This window comes from Pseudomonas sp. PsB, assembly GCF_043658375.1.
GTDB lineage: Bacteria > Pseudomonadota > Gammaproteobacteria > Pseudomonadales > Pseudomonadaceae > Aquipseudomonas > Aquipseudomonas putida_Z.
Genome location: NZ_JBIGLU010000004.1, coordinates 260312 through 282043 on the forward strand (window position 1 = coordinate 260312; position 21732 = coordinate 282043).

Annotated in this window: 23 protein-coding genes and 1 pseudogene; 9 read left to right on the forward strand and 15 right to left on the reverse strand. The window is 62.8% G+C overall.

What is annotated here, in order from left to right:
- Positions 1 to 52: 52 nt before the first annotated feature.
- The 10 genes from ACGLHT_RS08920 to pstS all read right to left on the reverse strand — a co-directional run bounded on the left by ACGLHT_RS08920 (position 53) and on the right by pstS (position 9619).
- Positions 53 to 1411: an aspartate aminotransferase family protein gene (locus ACGLHT_RS08920; RefSeq protein ID WP_274119986.1), complete on the reverse strand. Its 1359-nt coding sequence runs from the start codon at positions 1409 to 1411 to the stop codon at positions 53 to 55.
- Positions 1412 to 1480: 69 nt separating this feature from the next.
- Positions 1481 to 2254 (reverse strand): gamma-glutamyl-gamma-aminobutyrate hydrolase family protein, encoded by a 774-nt coding sequence (locus ACGLHT_RS08925; RefSeq protein ID WP_085692963.1) that lies wholly within the window; start codon positions 2252 to 2254, stop codon positions 1481 to 1483.
- A gap of 84 nt (positions 2255 to 2338) precedes the next feature.
- Complete coding sequence (locus ACGLHT_RS08930; RefSeq protein WP_061550788.1) at positions 2339 to 3685, reverse strand: glutamine synthetase family protein; 1347 nt, start codon at positions 3683 to 3685, stop codon at positions 2339 to 2341.
- A gap of 27 nt (positions 3686 to 3712) precedes the next feature.
- Positions 3713 to 4267, reverse strand: coding sequence for a helix-turn-helix domain-containing protein (locus ACGLHT_RS08935; protein WP_013972148.1), 555 nt, complete (start codon positions 4265 to 4267; stop codon positions 3713 to 3715).
- A 161-nt stretch (positions 4268 to 4428) separates the two neighbouring features.
- A complete protein-coding gene (locus ACGLHT_RS08940) occupies positions 4429 to 5028 on the reverse strand; it encodes a hypothetical protein (RefSeq protein ID WP_025339573.1) in 600 nt (199 codons plus the stop codon).
- On the reverse strand, positions 5028 to 5726 hold the full coding sequence (locus ACGLHT_RS08945; protein WP_085588069.1) for a hypothetical protein: 699 nt from the start codon (positions 5724 to 5726) through the stop codon (positions 5028 to 5030). The genes ACGLHT_RS08940 and ACGLHT_RS08945 overlap by 1 nt, the downstream gene beginning before the upstream one ends.
- A 93-nt stretch (positions 5727 to 5819) precedes the next feature.
- Positions 5820 to 6581, reverse strand: a complete 762-nt coding sequence (gene pstB, locus ACGLHT_RS08950; protein WP_031324478.1) for a phosphate ABC transporter ATP-binding protein PstB — start codon at positions 6579 to 6581, stop codon at positions 5820 to 5822.
- Positions 6582 to 6656: 75 nt separating this feature from the next.
- Complete coding sequence (gene pstA / locus ACGLHT_RS08955) at positions 6657 to 7550, reverse strand: phosphate ABC transporter permease PstA (protein ID WP_024086822.1); 894 nt, start codon at positions 7548 to 7550, stop codon at positions 6657 to 6659.
- Positions 7550 to 8515 (reverse strand): phosphate ABC transporter permease subunit PstC, encoded by a 966-nt coding sequence (gene pstC, locus ACGLHT_RS08960; protein ID WP_023661148.1) that lies wholly within the window; start codon positions 8513 to 8515, stop codon positions 7550 to 7552. Before pstC ends, pstA begins: the two co-directional genes overlap by 1 nt.
- Before the next feature lie 72 nt (positions 8516 to 8587).
- Complete coding sequence (gene pstS / locus ACGLHT_RS08965; RefSeq protein ID WP_025339575.1) at positions 8588 to 9619, reverse strand: phosphate ABC transporter substrate-binding protein PstS; 1032 nt, start codon at positions 9617 to 9619, stop codon at positions 8588 to 8590.
- A 290-nt stretch (positions 9620 to 9909) separates the two neighbouring features.
- Between pstS and ACGLHT_RS08970 the strand changes: the two genes are divergently transcribed.
- Positions 9910 to 10287 (forward strand): hypothetical protein, encoded by a 378-nt coding sequence (locus ACGLHT_RS08970; RefSeq protein ID WP_025339576.1) that lies wholly within the window; start codon positions 9910 to 9912, stop codon positions 10285 to 10287.
- A 375-nt stretch (positions 10288 to 10662) separates the two neighbouring features.
- Here ACGLHT_RS08970 and ACGLHT_RS08975 read toward each other — a convergent pair whose 3' ends face one another.
- The 4 genes and pseudogenes from ACGLHT_RS08975 to ACGLHT_RS08990 all read right to left on the reverse strand — a co-directional run bounded on the left by ACGLHT_RS08975 (position 10663) and on the right by ACGLHT_RS08990 (position 12717).
- The gene (locus tag ACGLHT_RS08975) at positions 10663 to 10896 is read right to left on the reverse strand and encodes a hypothetical protein (protein ID WP_085588058.1); all 234 of its coding nucleotides are present in this window, start codon (positions 10894 to 10896) and stop codon (positions 10663 to 10665) included.
- Between the two features lie 108 nt (positions 10897 to 11004).
- Positions 11005 to 11790 carry a 2-keto-4-pentenoate hydratase gene (locus ACGLHT_RS08980; RefSeq protein WP_085663352.1) on the reverse strand — a complete coding sequence of 262 codons (786 nt, stop codon included), beginning with the start codon at positions 11788 to 11790 and terminating at the stop codon, positions 11005 to 11007.
- A gap of 244 nt (positions 11791 to 12034) precedes the next feature.
- A pseudogene (locus ACGLHT_RS08985) lies at positions 12035 to 12227 on the reverse strand (MFS transporter); the annotation flags it as partial.
- Positions 12228 to 12252: 25 nt separating this feature from the next.
- Positions 12253 to 12717, reverse strand: a complete 465-nt coding sequence (locus ACGLHT_RS08990; protein ID WP_081742284.1) for an Lrp/AsnC family transcriptional regulator — start codon at positions 12715 to 12717, stop codon at positions 12253 to 12255.
- Positions 12718 to 12836: 119 nt separating this feature from the next.
- Between ACGLHT_RS08990 and ACGLHT_RS08995 the strand changes: the two genes are divergently transcribed.
- The 3 genes from ACGLHT_RS08995 to ACGLHT_RS09005 all read left to right on the forward strand — a co-directional run bounded on the left by ACGLHT_RS08995 (position 12837) and on the right by ACGLHT_RS09005 (position 14937).
- Positions 12837 to 13556 (forward strand): AzlC family ABC transporter permease, encoded by a 720-nt coding sequence (locus tag ACGLHT_RS08995; protein ID WP_274119987.1) that lies wholly within the window; start codon positions 12837 to 12839, stop codon positions 13554 to 13556.
- Entirely contained in the window at positions 13553 to 13855 is a 303-nt protein-coding gene (locus tag ACGLHT_RS09000) for an AzlD family protein (RefSeq protein ID WP_025339581.1), read from the forward strand. The genes ACGLHT_RS08995 and ACGLHT_RS09000 overlap by 4 nt, the downstream gene beginning before the upstream one ends.
- A 206-nt stretch (positions 13856 to 14061) precedes the next feature.
- A complete protein-coding gene (locus ACGLHT_RS09005) occupies positions 14062 to 14937 on the forward strand; it encodes a universal stress protein (RefSeq protein WP_137164277.1) in 876 nt (291 codons plus the stop codon).
- 242 nt (positions 14938 to 15179) lie between these two features.
- Here the strand turns inward: ACGLHT_RS09005 and ACGLHT_RS09010 are convergent, their stop codons facing one another.
- Positions 15180 to 15656 carry an Lrp/AsnC family transcriptional regulator gene (locus ACGLHT_RS09010; protein WP_137164279.1) on the reverse strand — a complete coding sequence of 159 codons (477 nt, stop codon included), beginning with the start codon at positions 15654 to 15656 and terminating at the stop codon, positions 15180 to 15182.
- A gap of 107 nt (positions 15657 to 15763) precedes the next feature.
- Between ACGLHT_RS09010 and ACGLHT_RS09015 the strand changes: the two genes are divergently transcribed.
- The 5 genes from ACGLHT_RS09015 to ACGLHT_RS09035 all read left to right on the forward strand — a co-directional run bounded on the left by ACGLHT_RS09015 (position 15764) and on the right by ACGLHT_RS09035 (position 21239).
- Positions 15764 to 16609 (forward strand): DMT family transporter, encoded by an 846-nt coding sequence (locus ACGLHT_RS09015; RefSeq protein WP_084785337.1) that lies wholly within the window; start codon positions 15764 to 15766, stop codon positions 16607 to 16609.
- Positions 16610 to 16810: 201 nt separating this feature from the next.
- Entirely contained in the window at positions 16811 to 18067 is a 1257-nt protein-coding gene (locus ACGLHT_RS09020; protein ID WP_274119990.1) for an MFS transporter, read from the forward strand.
- 302 nt (positions 18068 to 18369) lie between these two features.
- A complete protein-coding gene (locus tag ACGLHT_RS09025) occupies positions 18370 to 20211 on the forward strand; it encodes a potassium transporter Kup (RefSeq protein ID WP_249352881.1) in 1842 nt (613 codons plus the stop codon).
- A 105-nt stretch (positions 20212 to 20316) separates the two neighbouring features.
- Positions 20317 to 20784, forward strand: coding sequence for a hypothetical protein (locus ACGLHT_RS09030; RefSeq protein WP_274120019.1), 468 nt, complete (start codon positions 20317 to 20319; stop codon positions 20782 to 20784).
- Between the two features lie 134 nt (positions 20785 to 20918).
- Positions 20919 to 21239: a hypothetical protein gene (locus ACGLHT_RS09035; RefSeq protein WP_015270018.1), complete on the forward strand. Its 321-nt coding sequence runs from the start codon at positions 20919 to 20921 to the stop codon at positions 21237 to 21239.
- Positions 21240 to 21732: the final 493 nt, after the last annotated feature.

Sequence of the window (21732 nt, forward strand, 5' to 3'; positions counted from 1 at the left end):
CGGCGCCTGCTTCGCGGGTAAACCCGCTCCTACAGGTATCAGACCCAGACGCTCAGCGAACAGCCTCGTACGTCAGGTCCAGACACTTGCGGGCTTTTTCCACCAGTTCGTCGATCTCCTCGATGCTGATCACCAGCGGCGGCGCGATGATCATGGTGTCGCCCACGGCACGCATGATCAGCCCGTTGTCGAAGCAATGCTGGCGACAGATCATGCCGACACCTTTGCCTTCATGACGCGCACGGGTGGCCTTGTCCTTCACCAGCTCGATCGCACCGAGCATGCCCAGGCCGCGTACCTCGCCTACCAGCGGGTGGTCGGCCAGCTCGCGCAGGCGCTGTTGCAAGTACGGAGCGGTCTTGTCGTGCACCTGCTCGATGATCCTTTCATCACGCAGTATCCGCAGGTTCTCCAGGCCCACCGCAGCCGCCACCGGGTGGCCGGAATAGGTGAAGCCGTGGTTGAAGTCGCCGCCTTCGCTGATGACTTTGGCCACTTCATCTCGCACGATCACGCCGCCCATGGGGATATAGCCGGAGGTAAGGCCCTTGGCGATGGTCATCAGGTCGGGCTTGAGGTCGTAGTAGTCGCTACCGAACCACTCGCCTGTACGGCCGAAGCCGCAGATCACTTCGTCAGCGACGAAGAGGATGTCGTACCTGGCCAGGATCTCCTTCACCTTCGGCCAGTAGGTCTGCGGTGGAATGATCACCCCGCCAGCGCCCTGGATCGGTTCGGCGATGAAGGCGGCAACGTTGTCCACGCCAACTTCGAGGATCTTCTTCTCCAACTGTTCGGCCGCCCACACGCCGAAGTCGGCCTCGGTCATGTCGCCGCCTTCGCCATACCAGTATGGCTGCGGGATATGCACGATATCCGGGATCAGCCCGCCCTGCTGGTGCATCCCGCTCATGCCGCCCAGGCCCGCGCCGGCCACGGTGGAGCCGTGGTAACCGTTGATGCGGCCGATGATGACCTTCTTGCTCTTCTGGCCCTTGAGCGCCCAGTAATGGCGGACCATGCGCAGCACGGTGTCGTTGCCTTCGGAGCCGGAGCCGGTGAAGAACACATGGTCCATGCCTTGCGGGGCCACATCGGCGATCGCCTTGGCCAGTTCCAGCGCGGGCGGGTGCGCGGTCTGGAAGAACAGGTTGTAGTACGGCAACTGCTTCATCTGCTGACTGGCGACGTCGGCCAGCTCATCGCGCCCATAGCCCACCGCCACGCACCACAGCCCCGCCATGCCATCGAGAATCTTGTGGCCTTCGCTGTCCCAGAGGTACACGCCCTTGGCCGAGGTGATGATGCGCGGGCCTTTCTCGGCCAGTTGCCGAACATCGCTGAACGGGGCCAGGTGGTGGTCGCGGCTCATGGCTTGCCAGGCGAGGGTCTGGGAATTCTGCTCACTCATTGACTTCACTCCATCACGTTGCGCAGCCGTGCCACGCAGGTACTTTTTTGTAATTGGGATAGATCGCTGTCAGGCGGACTTCAACAGCATCTGGCGCAATACCGAGCGATGCCGACAGGCCTTGCCAAAGGACTGGAAGATGGTCAGGTAATGCGGGTTGTCCATGACCTGGTACTCGGGGTGCCATTGCACGGCCAGGGCAAAACCCTTGCTGTTCTCGACCGAAATTGCTTCCACCAGGCCATCGGGTGCCAGCGCCTCCACCCTCAGCCCGGGGGCCAGTACATCAATGCCCTGGCCGTGGATGGAATTGACCTCGATGACCGCCGGCAAGCCCATGCGGTCGAGCATGCCGCCGGGTTCTATATGCAGGGCGTGACGCGGGCCGTATTGCTTTTCGATGGGCTCACCCTTGCTTTCGCGGTGGTCCATGAACATGCCGGTCTCATGCACCTTCTGGTGCAGCGTGCCGCCCAGCGCCACGTTCATTTCCTGGAAGCCACGGCAGATGCCGAGCACCGGCACACCGGCGGCGATGGCCGCACGCATCAGCGGCAAGGTGGTGGCATCACGCAGCGGGTCGTGATGGGTGCCCGCTGCACTGGCCGGGCCGTTGTAGTGCAACGGTTCGATGTTGGACGGCGAACCGGTGAAGATCAGCCCATCCACCACGTCGAGAATATCGGCGCTGTCCATCAGGTCTGCGAGGCTGGGTATCACGATGGGCAGCCCGCACGCTGCCTTGGCCGCCGCGCGCGCGTACTTCTCGCTGATGGTCTGGGTTGCATGCAGCTCGATCATGCTGGTGCATGCGGTAATGCCGATAACGGGCACACGTGGCATATCTTCCTCCGGCAAATCCATATTGCGCGTTGTATTGAAACGGTAGAAAGGCAGGGTGCAGCGGCGCTGCCCCAACCCCGGCACCTACAGGAACCAGCGGTATTCGCGGGCATCGATGTGGCGCATGAAGTCCAGTTGCTCCTGGTATTTGTTTTCGCAGTAGACCATCACGAATTCACTGCCCAGGCCCTCGTTCACCTCCGGGTGGTGACGCATGGCCGCCAGGGCACTGAAGGCATCCTTGGGGAACTCGATGCCGCTCTGGCGGTTGTCGTTCAGCGGGGCAATGGGCTCGACGCCACGTTCCAGGCCATGCTCCATCCCGGTCAGGATGGCCGCCAGCACCAGGTACGGGTTGGCGTCGGCACCGGCGAGGCGGTGTTCGATGCGCAGGTTGCGCGGGTCGGACTCGGGGATGCGAATACACGCATCGCGATCTTCGAAACCCCAGCTAGCCTTGCTCGCCGCGTTGACCATGGCGCCGTAACGGCGGTAGGCATTGTGGTTGGGGGCGAAGATCGGCATGCAGTGCGGCAGCAGCTCCAGGCACCCTGCCACCGCATGGCGCAGCTTGCGCTGGTCATCGCCGGCCAGGATGTTGTTGCCGGCGTTGTCGTACAGGCTGACGTGCACATGCATGCCGCTGCCCGGCGCGTCGAGGTACGGCTTGCTCATGAAGCTGGCTCGGTAGCCGTGCTTCATCGCGATCCCGCGGGTACTGCGGCAGAACAGCGCCGACCAGTCCGCCGCGCTCATGGCATCGTCGCTGTGCGAGAAGTTGATCTCGAACTGGCCTGGGCCCAGCTCCGCGGTGATGACGTTCGCCGGCACGCCCTGCTCGTTGGCGCCATCGACCATCTCGTGCAGCACCGGTGCGAAACGCGACAGCCGCTCGATGTGCATGTTCGGCTGGTCGTCGTGGTCGTCGGTCGCCTTGTCGCGTGGGTACTGTGGCAGGCCGTTGTCGAGCTTGCGGTCGAACAGGTAGAACTCCAATTCGAAGGCCACCACCGGGCGAATGCCGCGCCTGGCCAGGCGCTGGATCACCCGGGCCAGCACTTCACGGGGCTCGAACTCGATGGGCTTGGCAGTGCCGTCGGAGGTGATGAGCATCTGCGCGATCGGTTCCTTTTCCCAGCGCACCGGCTTGAGGGTACCCGGCACCAGGCGGCGGGCGGCATCCGGGTCGCCGTCGGCGAAGCAGTAGTCACCGATCGGGTAGAGGCCACCCTGGGTGCCCAGCAGCACGCAGTTCTGCGGCAACTTCAGCGGCGCGCCGGCTGCGACTTTTTCCAGCATGTCCATGGGGTAGCGCTTGCCGTAGAAGTGCCCGGGAATATCCAGCGCAATCAGGTCGACATAACGTATTTCTGGGTGCTGCGCTCGGAACGAGCGCACTTCAGTCAGCAGATCCGGAAAGACGACACTCATCTTCTTGTCCTTGTGAGGTGAACGAATTCAGTTGAAGACCCAGAGCACGCGGGTGGTTTTTTCCGTCAGGTTGGCGTAACGGAACTGCGCGTGGGGGTGCAGCTGGAAGCAGTCGTTGGCCTGCAGGGTCACGGCGTCGCCGTGGTCCAGCCAGACCGTGAGTTCGCCTTCGAGCACGAAACAGCCCTGCTCGGAACGGTCAGTCAGGTACAGCTCGCCACTGCTGGCGCCTGGCTCGAGATGGCTGTCGAGCATGGAGAACGCGCCGCCGATGGTGGGCGAAGCCAGCACATCGGTAATGCCCGACTCGAGGTACAGCGTGCGCCGCTCGTGGGGGCGCGTGACCCAGCTGACACTGCGGGGCTTGCTCAGGTTGTAGAAGTACGCGGTGGATACGCCGAGCGCTTCACTGATGGCGGTGAGGTCGGCCACGGTAGGGCGCGAAACACCGCGCTCGACCTGGGACAGGAAGCCGACCGAGCGGTTGATGCGCTCGGCCAGTTCGCCCAGGGTCAGGTTCTTGAATTTGCGCAGGTCGTGAATAAGGATCGCGAGGGCTTCAACCTCTTCGTGCATCTTCATCGTTTGAGACTGCCGTGAAATTTTTAGAGTTATTTTTCATGAAAAATTACATGAAAAATTTCACGAGTCAAGCCGAAGCTGAAAATGGGAAGCCGCGAATGGAGATGTGGGGGGGGCAACAAGTAGCGTAGAGGCGTAACCAGAAAAGTACCTTGAAGCCCTCAGGAAGCGAGGGCCTGCGAACGCTGTCGTACCGGCATTTCATAGCGGTGCGGTTGCTGCCAGGCCAGCTGTGCCTGGACATCGACCGCCGCATCCATCACTTTTTGCGCCCAGTTCTCATCCTTGGGGCACACCACCACCACGCGAAAACCGTGGTCGACGCCTTCCAGCCGCACGCCCTCGGAATCATCGACATGCAGGTCGATATCGAAGGCCGACGGCAACTTCGAGGGCGCATTCTCAAGCCCGTTCACGGCCAGGATATGCTGGTGCCGGTCACTGTTGACCACGCCATCGACGCGGATACCGTAGAGCATCAACCAACGGCGGATGTAGGACGGCGTGCGCCCCGACGAGGTGTAGATCCAGATGCTGCAACCCTGGCGGCGCAGGTCGCGGATCAGCGAGCGCGTGCCACTGCGCAGGGGTTCACCCAACCAGCGGTGGACGAACGCCGGCAGCTTGCTGTGCTCGGCGGCGGCGTGGTCGGCCTGGCAGGCGAGCGTGTCGTCGATATCGAACGAAATGCGTACCTGCGGGCGATTGAACGTGCGCTCGATGGCTTGCCGCCCGCGCTGGAACAGAGAAGGGCTTTGCATCAGCGGCACCTCTCGCGCGCAGGCATGGATGTGCCGCCCAGGAAGAACTTGCCGGGCTCGGGCGCGTGCGCTTCAAGGAAAGCTGCATACTTTTTCTTGATCTTGGGTAGTTCGTACAAAGCCTTGACCCCATGCTTGGCGGAGTTGCGTATGACCGAGGACGGGTTGAAGTAACCCTCGGCGTTGTCCAGCGACAGCACGAATGGTGGTAGCCCCGCGCGCATCAGCAAGTAGCTGACAATGAGCGACCCTGTGCGGTTGTTGCCTTCGATGAACAGCTGCGGCTTGCTCAGAATTCGAACATAGACACCCGCCGCACGCTTCCAGATCGAGTCGCTGCCATACGAGCAATACCAGTTGTAGAGGTCCTTGATGCCGCCCTCCACATTATTGAAAAAGTGCGCCTCGGTCGCCGCCAGGTGCGGGGCAAATTCCAGCCTGCGTGCCGGGTCGCTGCCGCACAGCACGGTGGCGTTGATCTCCAGCATCAGGTTCAGTTGCTGAAGGTCGAAAAGGTCGACACCCCGGGCGACATAGTCGTCAATCAGGGCATAGCCTTCAACCACATTCAGCAGCACCTCGTCGGTGAATGGGTCCCGCGGTTCGGTGAAATGCTGGCTGAGTTCGGCAAAGCGGGCCTGCACCTCACGCAGTGCGCGCTCTACCGCTGGCAGATCAAGACGACGCGTCGCTGGCATTGGAAATCCCTGGTAACACTTGGCGGAAGGTAATCCGGCCGGGTGTTGCAGCCTTCCTGACTGCAACACCCGGCCACCTTGGCAGGTACGGCCTCAGCTGAACTTGCCGCTGATGTAGTCGGCGGTCAGCTGCTCACGCGGGTTCTGGAAAATCTGCGTGGTCGGGCCCATTTCGACCAGGTAACCGGTACGGGTGCCCTTGGAGATGTCGACCGAGAAGAACGCAGTGGTGTCGGCCACACGAATCGCCTGCTGCATGTTGTGGGTCACCAGGGCGATGGTGTAGTCCTTCTTCAACTCGACCATCAGCTCCTCCACCCGGCGGGTGGCAATCGGGTCGAGTGCCGAGCAGGGTTCGTCCAGCAGCAGCACTTCCGGCTCGGTGGCGATGGCGCGGGCGATGCACAGACGCTGTTGCTGGCCGCCGGACAGGGCCAGGCCGCTGACCTTGAGCTTGTCCTTCACCTCGTCCCACAGCGCGGCACCCTGCAGCGCGTGCTTGACGCGGTCGCCGATGTCGCCCTTGTAGCGGTTCAGGCGCAGGCCGAAGGCGACGTTGTCGAAAATGCTCATCGAGAACGGGTTGGGCTGCTGGAACACCATGCCGATGTAGCGGCGCACCACCACAGGGTCGACGCCCTTGCCGTAGACATCCTGGCCCAGGAAGTGCACATGGCCTTCGAAGCGGAAGCCCTTCACCAGGTCGTTCATGCGGTTGAGGCTACGCAGCACGGTACTCTTGCCGCAGCCGGACGGCCCGATGAAACCGGTGATCTCGTTCTTGCGGATCGGCACATGGCTGTCGCGAACGGCCATGAAGTTGCCGTAGAAGATCTTGTCCAGCTTGCAGTCCATGACGATGGGGGCTTCGCTGACCACGGGAGCGGCTTTTGGCGCAGTGGATACGTTCAAGGTCGGATGCTCCCTTTCTCAATACTTGGGCTTGCCGAATACTCGGCTCAGAATGTTGATTACCAGCACGATCATCACCAGTACCAGCGAGGCCGCCCAGGCGAGCTCGAGCTGGTTGTCGAATGGCATGCCGGAGAAGTTGTAGATCAGTACGGCCAGCGAGGCCGTCGGGTTCATGACTGCCAGGTCGCCGTCATGCAGGATCCAGTAGTTGCTGAACAGCGCGGTGAACAGCAGCGGCGCGGTCTCGCCGGCGGCACGGGCCACGGCCAGCATGACGCCGGTCAGGATGGCCGGCAGGCCGGTGGGCAGGACGATTTTCCAGATCACCTGGGCACGGGTGCAGCCCATCCCGTAGGCGGCATCCTTCATGATCTTGGGCACCATCTTCATCGACTCTTCAGCGGTCAGCACGACGATGGGCAGCATCAGTACCGCCAGGGCCACACCACCTGCCGGGGCGGAGTAGGTGCCGGTGGTCATCACCACCAGGGCATAGGCGAATACGCCGGCCAGGATCGACGGCAGGCCGGTGAGCATCTTGGCGGCGAAGCGCGCGGCGTTGGCCAGCTTGCTGTCCGGGCCGAGTTCGGCCAGGAACACCGCGGCCAGGATACCGACCGGTACGGCGATGGCGGCAGCAATGCCGACCATGACGAAAGTACCGGCCATGGCGTTGCCAAAGCCCCCGCCCATCTCGAAGCCGGTGGGCGGCAACTCGGTGAACACCTCCAGGTTGAGGCGTGCGCCGCCGCGGGTGATCAGCATGTACAGCACGGAAATCAGCGGCACGCTGGCCACCAGCGCCGCGAACCATGCCAGCGTGGTCAATACCAGGCTGCGCAGGGAACGGCCTTCCAGCTTGCGCTGCAGGCTGGGCAACGCGTTTGCAGGGGTGGTGAGGTTGGTCATCATTTGTTACCCCGCTGGGCGTAGAGCATGATCATCGAGCCGAGCACGTTCACCGCCAGGGTGATGAACATCAATACCAGTGCCGCGTACATCAGCACCTCGATCTCGTTCGGGCCGGCCTCCGGGAAGTTCAGGGCCAGCAAGGCCGCCAGCGTGTTGGCCGGGGCGAACAAGGAGAGGGAAATGTTGTTGGCGTTACCCACCAGCATGGCCAGCGCCATGGTTTCACCCAGCGCACGGCCCAGGCCGAGCACCAGCGAACCGAAGATGCCGGTGGCTGCCGATGGCACCATTACCTTGAGGATGGCCTCCCAATGGGTGGCGCCCAGGCCGTAGGCGGCCTGCTTGGTCTTCATCGGCACGCTGGTCAGGGCGTCCTGCGAAACGGCGGCGATGGTCGGCAGAATCATGATCGCCAGTACCAGCGCGGCAGGCAGCAGCCCTGGGCCGCTCAGGGAAGTACCAAAAAAGGGAATCCAGCCCAGCTCGCTGTTCAGCCAGGTGGTCAGCGGGCGAATGGCCGGGATGACCACATAGATCCCCCACAGGCCGTAGACGACGCTGGGGATGGCAGCGAGCAGCTCGACGATGGTGCGGAACACCGCCGCCAGCCGGGCCGGGAGGAAGTCCTGGGTCAGGAAAATGGCCATGCTGACGCCGAAGAAACCGGCGATCAACAGGGCGATCAGGGCGCTGTAAAGCGTGCCCCAGATCGCTGGCAGAATACCGTACTTGCCTTGGTTGACGTCCCAGACACTGCCGAACAGCACGTCAAAGCCGTGCTTCTCGATGCCTGGCAGTGCCTTGCGGCCCACTTCGTAGACCAGCGCGAAGACCAGCGCCAGCACCAGCACCACACCGATGCGTGCAAGCGCACGGAAGGTGCGATCAACCAGGAAGTCTTTCGCAGACGGTGGCTGGCACGCGGAGTCGGGGTTAGCCGGGATGGCAAAAGGAGTGTTCATTGGCAAGTTCCGGGACAGAGGGCAAACACACCCGGCATGGCCGCCAGACCACACCGGGAGCGCCTGGGCGTGTTACTGGATGTTGGCGGACGCTTTGCGTACCTGATCGACAACCGACGCTGGCAGCGGGATGTAGCCCATCGAGTCGGCGATCTTCTGGCCTTCGGTCAGGCTGTATTCGACCATTTCGCGCATGGCCTTGGCCTTGGCCGGGTTACCGTTGTCCTTGCGGAAGATCATCCAGGTGTAGGAGGTGATCGGGTAGGACTTGGCACCGTCAGGGTCAGGCAGCCAGGCCACCAGGTTCTCCGGCATCTGCACCGCAGCCAGCGCCTCGGCACCGCTCTCGGCGTTCGGCACGACATATTGGCCGGCCTTGTTCTGCAGCTGGGCGAAGTCGACCTTGGCCAGCTTGGCGAAGCCGTATTCGATGTAGCCGATGGCGCCTGGGGTCTGGCGGACGGTGGCGGTTACGCCGTCGTTCTTCGGCGACTTGATGAACTTGTCGCTGGCCGGCCAGTTGACGGTGTTGCCTTCACCCAGCGCTTGCTTGAAGTCAGCGTTGATGGCCGACAGGTGCTTGGTGAATACCGCAGTGGTACCACTGGAGTCGGCACGCACGACCACGGTGATCGGGGTAGCTGGCAGTTTCAGCTCAGGGTTGGCCGCGACGATCTGCGGGTCGTTCCACTGGGTGATCTTGCCGAGGAAGATGTTGGAGTACACATCGCGCGGCAGCTTCAGCCCTTTAGGGTTGCCCGGCAGGTTGTAAGCCAGGACGATTTCACCGGCGGTCATTGGCAGCAACTGCACGCCCTCGCCGACCTTGGCGATTTCTTCGGCTTTCATTGCCGAGTCGCTGGCGGCGAAGTCGACGGTCTTGTTCAGAAAGTCCTGAACACCCGCCCCGCTCCCCTTGGACTGGTAGTCAACGGTGACACCGTCGGTTTCCTTGCTGAAGGCCTTGAACCAGGTCAGGTAGATCGGTGCCGGGAAGCTGGCGCCGGAACCGGTCAGGCGGACGTTCTCTGCGGCGAAGGATGCCGAAGTGGCGCAAAGCGAAACGGCAACGGCGAGTGCAGCAGACTTCATCAGGCGTATCATCGAAAAGCGCTCCGTGTGATGGCCGGCACACTTTGCAGCAGCAATGTTACAGCTTTGTGACCAATGAATGGCAAGCCGCACGGTAGAGCCGTCTGGCGGCGCCATCACGGCAACATCAGTGAGCAGAGCTCTGGACGGGTTCCTGTCTCAACCCTAAGGCCTCGATGTGTCGGTTGAATGACTGTTTCGAGTGGGCGACAGGTTTCCTGGCACCGCTGGTCGATTACCGGGCACTCGGGCGTTGCCGCGGCATTCAACCGTTCATGCAAACCAAGACGGGAGTGAATGCCATGCCACGCGGCGACAAGGACAAATACACCGACAAGCAGAAGCGCAAGGCCGAACATATCGAGGAAAGCTACGAGCACAAAGGCGTGCCGAAAGACCAGGCCGAAGCGCGCGCCTGGGCCACCGTCAACAAACAGTCCGGGGGTGGCGAGAAGAAAGGCGGCTCGGGCAAGGCCACCTCTTCCAGCGAGAAGAAAACTGCCCGCTCGGACTCGGCCAAACGGGCGGCGAAGTCACGCCAGGGTCATTCCCGCACATCGGGCAGTTCCCTGGAAACCCAGAGCAAGCAAAGCCTGATGAAGGAAGCGCGCAGCAAAGACATCAAGGGGCGCTCCACCATGACCAAGGCGCAATTGGTGGAAGCGCTCAAACACGCATGACACAAGCCCCCGGCCCGGCGAATGCAACGCGGTGCATGGCACCGGCTACGCCGGTGTTCGCGGGCACGCCCGCTCCCACACCGACCCGTGCAGGCTTCACGATCCTTGGGCAAGGCCATGGCCTCTACAGGAATGGCGCCAACCCTGGGCCAGACGCGATTCCTGTGGGAGCGGGCGTGCCCGCGAAGAATGCAACGCGGTGCATGGCACCGGCTACGCCGGTGTTCGCGGGCACGCCCGCTCCTACATCGACCCGTGCAGGCTTCACGATCCTTGGGCAAGGCCATGGCCTCTACAGGAATGGCGCCAACCCTGAACCAAGCGCGATCCCTGTGGGAGCGCATCGCACTCATGGTCCGCGAAGCTTTAACTGCATCAACCAATCCCGGCGATATCCGCCGCATCGGCATCCCGGCAACTGTTGCGGGACGCGCATACGAACTCCGCCTCGGCGCGTGTCGGGTAGTTGAAGGTCAGGCGCAGCTTTTCTTGTGTGTCATAAAGGTCATAACCCTCCCCTAACGTCGCGGGAAAGCCAAGACTACGCGGGTAAATCTCTTTCTTGAGCGGCACAGCGGGAACCACAACAAAGCGCGTCTGCATGTTCATCCCCCTCCCGGCAGTCTCTTAGTATTAGTACCGCTAAGGGAAAGCATCAAGGTGACTCATACAAACAATCGCAACGCCGTGGTTACCCGCGAAAAGGCTGGGGCATCGCTACAGCGTAAACAACAGCTCCTGGCCAAGATACCTGGCGCTAACCTGATGCCCTGTTTCGTTCAGGTCGAATGGCTGGCACATGGCCCCTGTAGTCACCACATCGCCTGCCTTCAGGGTCTGGCCACGTTCGGCGGCATGCGCATATAGGTGGGCCAGCGATGCCAACGGGTCGGTCGCCGCATCGCCAGACAAGCCCCGCGCCCGCAACTGGCCGTCTACGTATACCTCGGTGGTTTCGGCCAGGTCAGCCAGCAACGGCACATCGATGCCTGCTGCCAGGCTGTTGCCAATCACCAGCGCTTCAAACCCAACGTTGTCCGCCACGAAGCTTGGCCACCCAACAATCTTGCGATCGACGAAGCGCGAGCGCACCACTTCGAAGGTGACGCAGGTAGCGCGAATATCTTCGCTGGCCGGCACCCGCCCAACCTGGGGTGGAATATCGCGATCCAGCACGAAGGCGACCTCGCATTCGATGGTTACCGGCGTAACGGCCGGCAACCGAATGTGCACACCACCAGCATGACAGCGCCCCGCCTCCAACTGGCCAATCAAGGGCCGGGACAAATTGGCCGCCCGCATGGCTGCGGGGCTGCCGACACCCAGCTTCCACCCGGCACGCTGGCCTGCGGCGGCCGCAAACAACTCGTCCTGGCTGTCATAGCCCTGTTTCAACGTCTCGGGTTTGAGGCTGGCGGGCAGTTCCGCCAGCAGCTCACCGCTAAGCCAGTGCTGCAGCAACAATGCCGCGGTACGCTGGGGAATGAAGAGCGAATTGTTCATCAAGACCTCGTGATTGATGGGCGATGGCGGGCAACAGATGCTAGAGCGTGGCATTGATAAGGATAAATAAATTGTCATGATGCCTGGCATCACAAACCGTTATGACCCTGCCTGACGCAATCCCGTGTAGGAGCGGCCTTGTGTCGCGATGGGCCGCAAAGCGGCCCCCGGCAATGTGTGCATTTGCGCTGAAACCCCGGGGCCGCGTTGCGGCCCATCGCGACACAAGGCCGCTCCTACAGGATTACCTGTCAGCAGACACTGGCTGCTTCAGCAGCAATACGTAGGCCATCGCCGCCACCGCCGCGACCGCCGCACTGATCAGGAACGCCGAGGCAAACGACCCGGTCTGCGGTGGAGCTGGCCATGTTCACGCTGAACAACGCGCAGCACAGCAGGGCCACGCTGAGCATGAAGCCGCTGCCGAACAGCGCGGGGTCGTGATGCGAGCGGCCCTGGCTACTACACCGGCAGCTCGGTGGTCAGCTTGATCTTCTCCATCGGCACTTCGGTCTTGACGTTCTGCACCACGCTCAGGCTGGTCAGGTGCGCGATCTGAAAGCGCCGATAGGCCTCCAGGTCCGCCGCCACCACCCGCAACAGCAAGTCGCAGTCACCCGCCATCACATGGCACTCCACCACTTCGGGCAACTGGCGCACCGCCTCGACGAACTCGTCGGTGGTTTCCTGGTCCTGGCGCTTGAGCCACACCCGCACGAACAGGGTCAGACCCAGCGCCACCTTGGCCGGGTCCACCAGCGCCACGTAGCGCTCGATCACCCCGGCCTCTTCCAGCAGGCGCACCCGCCTGAGGCACGGCGAGGCAGACAGCCCAACCTGTTTGGCCAGTTCCTGGTTCTGTAGCCTGCCATCGCGCTGCAGTGCTCGCAGGATACGTCGATCGATAGCGTCGAGCTTGATTGGCATTGAAGAACCTCAAATTGCCAGTTGCCAGTAGCAGATGCCAAATCTTCCAAGCTCCGGTGCAACTACGCAAGCCAATTCCAGCAATACATTGGAATAATTTACCTCCACTGGAGGTGCCCATGAATACCCTTGAACCTGTACTGAACGATCCCCCCACCGCCACGCCGGAAAGCGAACTGCGTCGTGGCGCCACGGCCGCCTTGCCGGTGCTGCTGGGTTTCATCCCCTTCGCCCTGGTGCTCGGCGCCCAGGCTTCCCGGCAGCAGCTCGCGGCAGGCGAAGTGGCGCTGATGACCGGGCTCAACTTCGGCGGTGGCTCGGAGTTCGCCGCCATCGAGCTATGGACCTCGCCGCCGGCGGTCCTGGTGATTGTCGCCATGACCCTGCTGGTCAACAGCCGCCACCTGCTGATGGGCGCGACCCTGGCGCCGTACCTGCGCCACCTGCCGTTGCCAAAAGCGCTCGGTGCCTTGTTCTTCATGTGCGATGAGAGCTGGGCCATGGGCCTGGCCGATGCGCGCCAGCGCGGTAGTTTCAGCCTGCGCTACTTCATGGGGGTGTCGCTGTGCCTGTGGGTGACCTGGGTCGGCTTCACCAGCCTTGGCGCGCAGGTCGGGCCGTTGCTTGGCGATTTGCGCAGCTATGGCTTCGACATGGCCTTCGCCGCCGTCTTCCTGGTGCTGCTCAAAGGCATGTGGAAAGGCGTGCACGCCGCCCTGCCCTGGCTGTTCAGCCTGGTCACCGCGGCGCTGTTCTACCTGCTGATCCCCGGCGGATGGTACGTGCTCGCGGGCACCGTGGCTGGCCTGGTCAGCGCTTACCTGTGGGCCAAGCCATGATCGACGTCGCTACGCTGGTCACCATTGTGGGCATGGCGGTGGCCACCTACCTCACCCGTGCGCTGGGCTTTCTGCTGTTGCGCAACCGAACGCCAGGGCCGCAACTGACCCAGGTGCTGAACGCCGCGCCAGGCTGCGTACTGATCGCCGTGATCGCACCCAAGTTCGTTTCCGGCCATCCGGCTGACCTGATTGCGCTGGGGCTTACCGTGTATGCGGCTTCACGGTATTCCATCCTGCCAGTGGTGGTGTTTGCCATTGTCGTGACGGGGGTGTTGCGGGGGCTGTTGCCAGGGTGACTCACCTGGACATGGATGCGGTCAACTCAAGAGCGGTGACGGTACTCACCTCGTCACCCTCACTCCATTGACGCAAATCAAGCCGCCGCCCCTGGTTCGCGCGACGATGGCTGTCAGCAAGGAACGAATCGAAAACCGCCATGCGCATTGTGCTCAAGGGCCATCGCCATCGATCACCGTGCGCGGCTTTGGACAAGGAGCCCCACATGAGCCCGCTGAACCACGTACTGGTAGCCACCGACCTGTCTGCCTCCGCCCGCAACGCGGCAGAGCGCGCTGCGTACCTGAGCCAGGAGCAACAGGCGTCGCTGGACCTGCTGTACGTTGCCAACCCGGCCCCCTTCGAGCGCCTGAAACAGCTGGTGGCACCGGGTGACGACCTGCTGAAGCGCGTGCTGGATACCGCAGGCGAAAAAATTCGCGCACTGGCTGCAATGCTGTTCCAGCGCCATGACATCGCCGCTGGCGTGCAGGTCGCGCACGGCTCGGTGAGCACGGAGATCACCCGTGTGGTGCAGGATAAACGCAGCGACCTGCTGGTGTGCGGGGCGAAGGGCCAGAGCGTGGCGCGGCGCCTGCTGCTGGGCTCCACTGTGCAAAAGATGCTGAACCGCATGCCCTGCCCTTTGCTGGTGGTCAAGCAGGCGCCACGCGATGCGTACCGGACCTTGCTGGTTGCAGTTGATTTTTCGCCTTCGTCACTGCGCTCCATCGAACTGGCAAAAGCCATTGCCCCACAGGCCGAGATCATTCTGTTGCATGTGTACGAGGCGCCGTTCGAAGGCAGCATGCGCTTCGCCCACATCGACCATGACACGCTTGCACACTACCGCAATGTCATCCGCAAGGATGCGGTGAAGCAGCTCGCGGCCTTGAGCGAAACCGCCGGAGTGGCAGATGCTCGGCAGATAGTGGTGCATGGCGACCCTGGCTGGCGGATTGCCGAGCAGGAACAAGAGCTGGAATGCGACCTGATCGTGGTTGGCAAGCAAGGGGAAAGCGCACTTGAAGAACTGCTGATAGGCAGCGTCACCAAGCATGTGCTTAACGAATCCCAATGCGATGTGCTGGTGTCGCCATAGGATGCAGGTGTTGTGGAGGACGCTTGCGTGTCCTCCACCGAAGCCCGCGCCATCCACCGCGGCGCCTGCTTCGCGGGTAAACTCGCTCCCACATGGATCGCGCTGGCCTTCAGGTTGTGGGCACGACTGTTGCGTCCTCAGTTTTTTTCTGGCTTCAAGCGCCACGCAAAACCTGTGGGAGCGGGTTCACCCGCGAACACGGGCGAAGCCCGTGCCATCCACCGCGGCGCCTGCTTCGCGGGTCAGACCGGAACAGACAACCCGACCTTGACCTTGTCCAGAACAATCAGCGTCCGGTAGGTCAGGATGTCCTCGTTATCCGCAAAATGCAGCCTGACCAGCTTTTCGAAATGCGCCACATCACGGGCAAGCATGACGATGATGAACGAAACCCCGCCGTTGACGAAGTAACACTGCTGTATCTCCTCGACATTGGCGAAGTACCGCTTGGCGCGGTCCATCACCAGAGATCGGTCGTCCCGCAAGCGCGATTCGACAATGGCGGTAATCATCTGGCCGACGCTCTCCGAGGCGATCACCGCAGTGTTGGCGACGATCACCTCGCTTGCCTCCATCTGGGCGATACGCCGCTGTACAGCAGGCGTGGACAGGCCGATTTCCTCGGCAATCGCTCGCTGGGAGGTTTTGTTGTCGCGCTGAAGCAACCGCAGAATCGCATGATCGAAGCCGTCAAGCGGGCGGCTGGTGGAGTCACTCATTTTCGGGTTCCAAAGAAAGCAGTTCGCTCATCAGGGGGCTATTTTCACAGTAATTCCTTCGAACGCCGAGCCCTAAAATTGCGTCTCGTATGTCGCTGGAGACGAGCGTGGACTCGAAAAGTGTTGGAGCATTCGCTCCTGTCGGCGCTGCCATCGCCGCCCTGGTGTCTGTGCAGACCGGTGCTGCCTTGGCCAAGACCCTGTTCCCACTGGTCGGCCCCGAGGGCGTGGCTGCGCTGCGCCTAGGCCTGTCAGCCGTGATCCTGCTGGCCGTGTTGCGGCCCTGGCGCATCTGGCAGCAGGCGAACATGCTTCACCTGCTGGGCTACGGCGTGATGATGGGGCTGATGAATCTGCTTATCTATCGGGCATTTCTCTACATCCCGGTTGGTATCGCGGTGTCCATCGAGGTGATCGGCCCTCTGGGGGCTGCCTTGTTGTCTTCCCGACGCCGAATCGACCTGCTCTGGATTGCCTTGTCGGTCGCCGGCCTCACCTTGCTGCCCTGGGGTACGGATAGCCATGGCCTGGACCCGCGCGGGGTGTTGTACTCGCTCGCCGCTGCACTGGCCTGGGGGCTGTATGTGATGCTCGGCAGCAAGGTGGCGGTTCACGGCAAGCAGGCGGTCGCCACCGGGATGCTGTTCGCAGCGCTGCTGGGGGTACCACTTGGCGTTGACCAGGCAGGTACCGACCTGCTGGCGCCCTGGGTGCTCACGGTAGGCCTGGGCGTCGCTCTGCTCTCCAGCACCGTGCCCTTCCTGCTCGACATGTATGCGATGCGGCACCTGCCGCCGAGCATCTTTGGCGTGCTGCTCAGCGCTTCACCCGCCGCCGGGGCCATAGCCGGCTGGCTGATCCTCAATGAGGTGCTGACGCTGCTCCAGTGGCTGGGCATTGCAGCGATTGCCCTGGCCTGCGCAGGCGCTGCGCTGGTTGGCCAGCGCCGCTGAACGCTTGCTTGCGGAACCTGCAGCATTACTCTCCCTCCAACAGCGGGCGCTCTGCGCAAGGCGTTTCATCGATTGCGCTGATGATTACTATCGAGCGACCCGCATGTTGGCCTGGCAAAAGCGCCCCCTATAATCGCCAGCAAATTTCCCCCGCTCCTTGCGCCTGCTTCAGGCGACATCCCTCTCTTGGAATCCAATACCATGCCAGGTGCCAGCCAGGCCCCTAGCGGCCTCCCCGAACATGATCAACAAAGCGTCAGCCAGCAGTGGCTGGCAATCCTTTCGGTCGCCGTCGGCGCCTTCGCCCTGGTGACCAGCGAATTCCTGCCGGTGGGTGTACTCAACGATGTCGCCAGCGACCTCGGCATCAGTGCAGGCCACGCCGGCCTCATGGTTACCCTGCCCGGCATCATGGCCGCCCTCGCCGCCCCGCTACTGTCGGTGGGCATTGGCGCCCTGGACCGTCGCTACCTGCTGATCGGCCTGACGCTGATCATGATCATCGCCAACTCGGTGGTGGCCTACGCCAGTGACTTCAACCTGCTGCTGTTCGGCCGCGTGCTGCTGGGCGTGAGTATCGGCGGCTTCTGGGCGACGGCCATTGCCCTCAGCGGCCGCCTGGCGCCCAAGGGCGTGGGCGTAGCCCAGGCCACCTCGATCATCATGGTCGGTGTAACCCTGGCCACCGTGCTGGGCGTGCCGGTAGGCACCTGGTTGAGCGGCCTGATGGGCTGGCGCATGACCTTTCTGGTAACCGCGCTACTGGGCGTACCGGTGCTGCTGGCGCAGATCCTGTTGCTCCCGCGGCTCAACCCGGACAAGGCCATTCGCATCAGCGACCTGCCGGCCCTGTTCATCAACCCACAGGCGCGGGTTGGCCTGATTGCCGTGTTGCTGATTGGCCTGGCGCACTTTGCCGCGTACACCTATGTCGCGCCCTTCTTCAAACAAAGCTCCGGCTTCGATGGGCCGACCATTGGGTCGTTGCTGCTGCTTTATGGCGTGGCCGGGGTATTCGGCAATATCTTCGCCGGTTTCGCCGCCAACCGCAGCGTACGTCACACCCTGCTGCTGGTAGCGTTGATGATCGGCACCAGCACTGCCCTGTTCCCTCATTTCGGCACCAGCACTGCCCTGTTCCCTCATTTCGCCACCGGCATGACCGGTGCAGCGATGCTGATCGGGTTGTGGGGCTTCGCCTTCGGCGCGTTCCCGGCCTGCGCCAGTATCTGGATGTTCGTCGTCGCGCCCAAGGATGTCGAACGCGGCATGCCGCTGTTCGTCGCCATGTTCCAGGTGATCATTGCGCTGGGCTCGTTCTTCGGCGGGCGGATCGTCGACCAGCTGGGCAGCTCGGTGCTGCTGAGCCTGGCCACGGCCCTGGTGGGCTGCGGTTTCGCTACGGTGCTGGTGCTGGGGCGTAATGTCAGCAACAGCCTGGCGGCGCAACCTGGCTGAGCAGCCATCGCCGGCCTCCTACAGGGACCGCGTAACTCTTGAAGTCTGCGCTGTACCTGTGGGAGCTGGCTTGCCGGCGATGGGCCGCAAAGCGGCCCCGAATTGCCTGACTGACAGGCAGTGGGGCGCTGGCTGATTTTTTACGCTCTTTTTACGGCTGAGCCGACAGACAGAAGGAATACTGGGCGCGCGATGCTCAGGGATGGCATGCATTTCTACCCGCCAGTCCAGAGAAGCCCTTCGTGAGCCAGTCCACCGTCATCGCAAATCAATCCGTTCCCGGCAAGTCCAACCCCATCGGCATGCTCGTCGCCGCTGTCGGCGTGGTATATGGCGACATCGGCACCAGCCCGCTGTACACCCTCAAGGAAGTGTTCGCCGGGCACTACGGCGTGCAGGCCAACACCGCCGGCGTACTGGGTGTGCTGTCACTGGTGTTCTGGTCGTTGCTCTGGGTGGTGTCGCTCAAGTACGTACTGTTCATCCTTCGTGCCGACAACCAGGGCGAAGGTGGCATCATGGCCCTGACCGCCTTGGCGCATCGGGCGGCGGCGCCCTACCAGCGCCTGGGCAGGATACTGGTGCTGCTCGGCCTGTTCGGCGCCGCGCTGTTCTACGGCGACAGCATGATCACCCCGGCGATTTCCGTGCTATCGGCCGTCGAGGGCCTGCAACTGGCCTTCGACGGTATCGAACATTGGGTCGTGCCGCTGTCGGTGGTGGTGCTGGTGGCGCTGTTCCTGATCCAGAAGCACGGCACCGCGCGCATCGGCATCCTCTTCGGGCCGATCATGGTGCTGTGGTTCGTCGTACTGGGTGCGCTGGGCCTGCACGGCATCGTCCAGCGCCCGGAAGTGCTGCAGGCACTCAACCCGCTCTGGGCGGTGAAGTTCTTCGTGCTGCACCCGGGCATGGGGGTGGCGATTCTGGGCGCGGTGGTGCTGGCGCTGACCGGCGCCGAAGCCCTCTACGCCGACATGGGGCACTTCGGCCGCAAACCCATTGCCCGGGCCTGGTTCCTGCTGGTGCTGCCCGGCCTGGTGCTGAACTACTTCGGCCAGGGCGCGCTGATCCTCGGCGACCCGCAGGCAGTGCGCAACCCGTTTTATCTGCTGGCGCCCGAATGGGCCCTGCTGCCCATGGTCGGGCTTGCCACGCTGGCCACCATCATCGCGTCCCAGGCCGTGATCTCCGGTGCGTTCTCGTTGACGCGCCAGGCCATCCAGCTGGGTTACGTACCGCGCATGTTCATCCAGCACACCTCCAGCGAGGAACAGGGGCAGATCTACATCGGCATGGTGAACTGGGCGTTGATGGTTGGCGTGGTGCTGCTGGTGGTCGGCTTCGAGTCGTCCGGGGCGCTTGCGGCAGCCTACGGCGTAGCCGTGACCGGGACCATGCTGATCACCACGCTGCTGGCCTCGGCAGTGGTGCTGTTGCTGTGGAAGGCACCACGCTGGCTGGCGGTGCCGATGCTGCTGGCGTTCCTGCTGGTCGACAGCCTGTATTTCGCCGCCAATGCGCCGAAGATCCTCCAGGGCGGTGCATTTCCGGTGATTGCCGGCCTGGCACTGTTCACCCTGATGACTACCTGGAAGCGCGGGCGACGGATGATCGTCGAGCGGCTGGACGAAAGCTCGCTGCCGCTGGACCTGTTCATTACCAGCCTCAAGGCCCAGCCGCCTCACCGCGTGGGCGGTACTGCCGTATTCCTGTCCGCCAGGCCCGAGGCGGTGCCTCACGCCTTGCTGCACAACCTGCTGCATAACCAGGTACTGCATGAACAGGTGGTGCTGTTGACCGTCGTGTTCGAGGACGAGCCACGGGTCAGCGCCGGCAAGCGCTTTGAGGTCGAGGCGTTTGGTGACGGTTTCTTCCGCGTGAGCCTGCATTTCGGCTTCATGGAGGAACCCGACGTGCCGTTGGCGCTAAGCCGCTGCCAACGCGCGGACCTTGAGTTCGGCCCCATGCGCACCACTTATTTCCTCAGCCGGGAGACGGTCATTGCAGGCAGGCAGATGGGCATGGCCCGCTGGCGGGAGCACCTGTTTGCCTTCCTGCTGAAGAATGCCAACAGCAACCTGAAGTACTTCAAGCTGCCGCTGAACCGGGTGATCGAGCTTGGCACTCAGGTCGAGATCTGAACAGTCATGGACCACGATCCTTCTGTCAGCACGACAGAACTTGCAAAGCCGCTGCATGTCTTATCAGCACCTGAGCTCTACCTGCGCCGTTGGAGGCGAAACAACATGAGAAAAACCCTGGTGGCCGTCTTTGCGTGTGCTCTGGCATTCGGCGCAACGGCATTGTTACCTGCCGATATCTCGCCGATGGGTTCCGCGTATGCCAAAGGTGGTGGCGGTGGCGGTGGCGGTGGCGGTGGCGGTGGCGGCCACGGTGGTGGTGGTGGCCACGGCGGCGGCAATGGTGGTGGACGTGGCGCCGGTATGGGTGGGCACAATGGCACTGGCAATGGTGCGGGCCTCGCGGGTGACCATGCCGGCAAGGCTACGCGCGATCATGGAGTGAGCGGCAATCATTATGGAAGCTCACGTAACCAGGACAACGGCCATGGGACCACCACCTCAGGCATTGCCCAGTCCAAGGATACTCGCGGCTTGACGAAATCTACCGCTATCTCGGGGACTACGCCCGGTGATCATAATGCCAAGGGGCTGAGCGGCGCGGTACAAAACGCCTCCAAGAATGATCGATGAGGTGAAGGCTGCCAGGTGCTGAAAGGGCCTGGCAGCCGCTTCGTCGAACGGCTGCGCACTGCGGAACTTAAAAGGCAACCTTATGTCGTATCCGCACTCAAGCTCCCCCCTGCGCCTTCTGGAGGCGAACAAACATGAAAAAAACCCTGGTAGCCGTCTTTACCTGTGCCCTGGCGCTCGGCGCAACTGCATTGTTGCCTGCCGATGTCTCGCCGATTGGTTCCGCATATGCCAAAGGTAATGGCAATGGCGGCGGCAAAGGTGGGTTCAACGGTAATGGCGCCGGCTACGAGAGTGATCATGCCGGCAAGGCCACCCGCAACCATGGCGAGAGCGGCAATCACTATGGAAGCCTTCGCAATGATGACAACGGCCGTGGCACTACCCGGTCCGGCATTGCCCATTCCAAGGAACACAACAAGGCCGGGCGCTCCTCTTCGAAGCATGATCGATAACTGAAAGCGCACATGGCGTGCCCTCGAACCGGGCGATGCGGTTGATGGCACCGGCTACGCCGGTGTTCGGTGGTGAGGTCCCTGTGGGAGCGGGCATGCCCGCGAAGCAGGCGACGCGGTTGATGGCACCGGCTACGCCGGTGTTCGCGGGCTCGCCCGCTCCCACAGGTACAGCACATTCCTTCAGCTGATGAGGTCCCTGTGGGAGCGGGTTTACCCGCGAAGCAGGCGACGCGGTGGGTGGCACCGGCTGCGCCGGTGTTCGCGGGTAAACCCGCTCCCACAGGTACGGCGCATTCCTTCAGCTGGTGGGACCCCTGTGGCAGCGGGCATGCCCGCGAATCAGGCGACGCGGTGGATGGCACCGGCTACGCCGGTGTTCGCGGGTAAACCCGCTCCCACAGGTATGGCGCATTCCTTCAGCTGGTGAGGTCCCTGTGGGAGCGGGCATGCCCGCGAAGCAGGCGACGCGGTGGATGGCACCGGCTGCGCC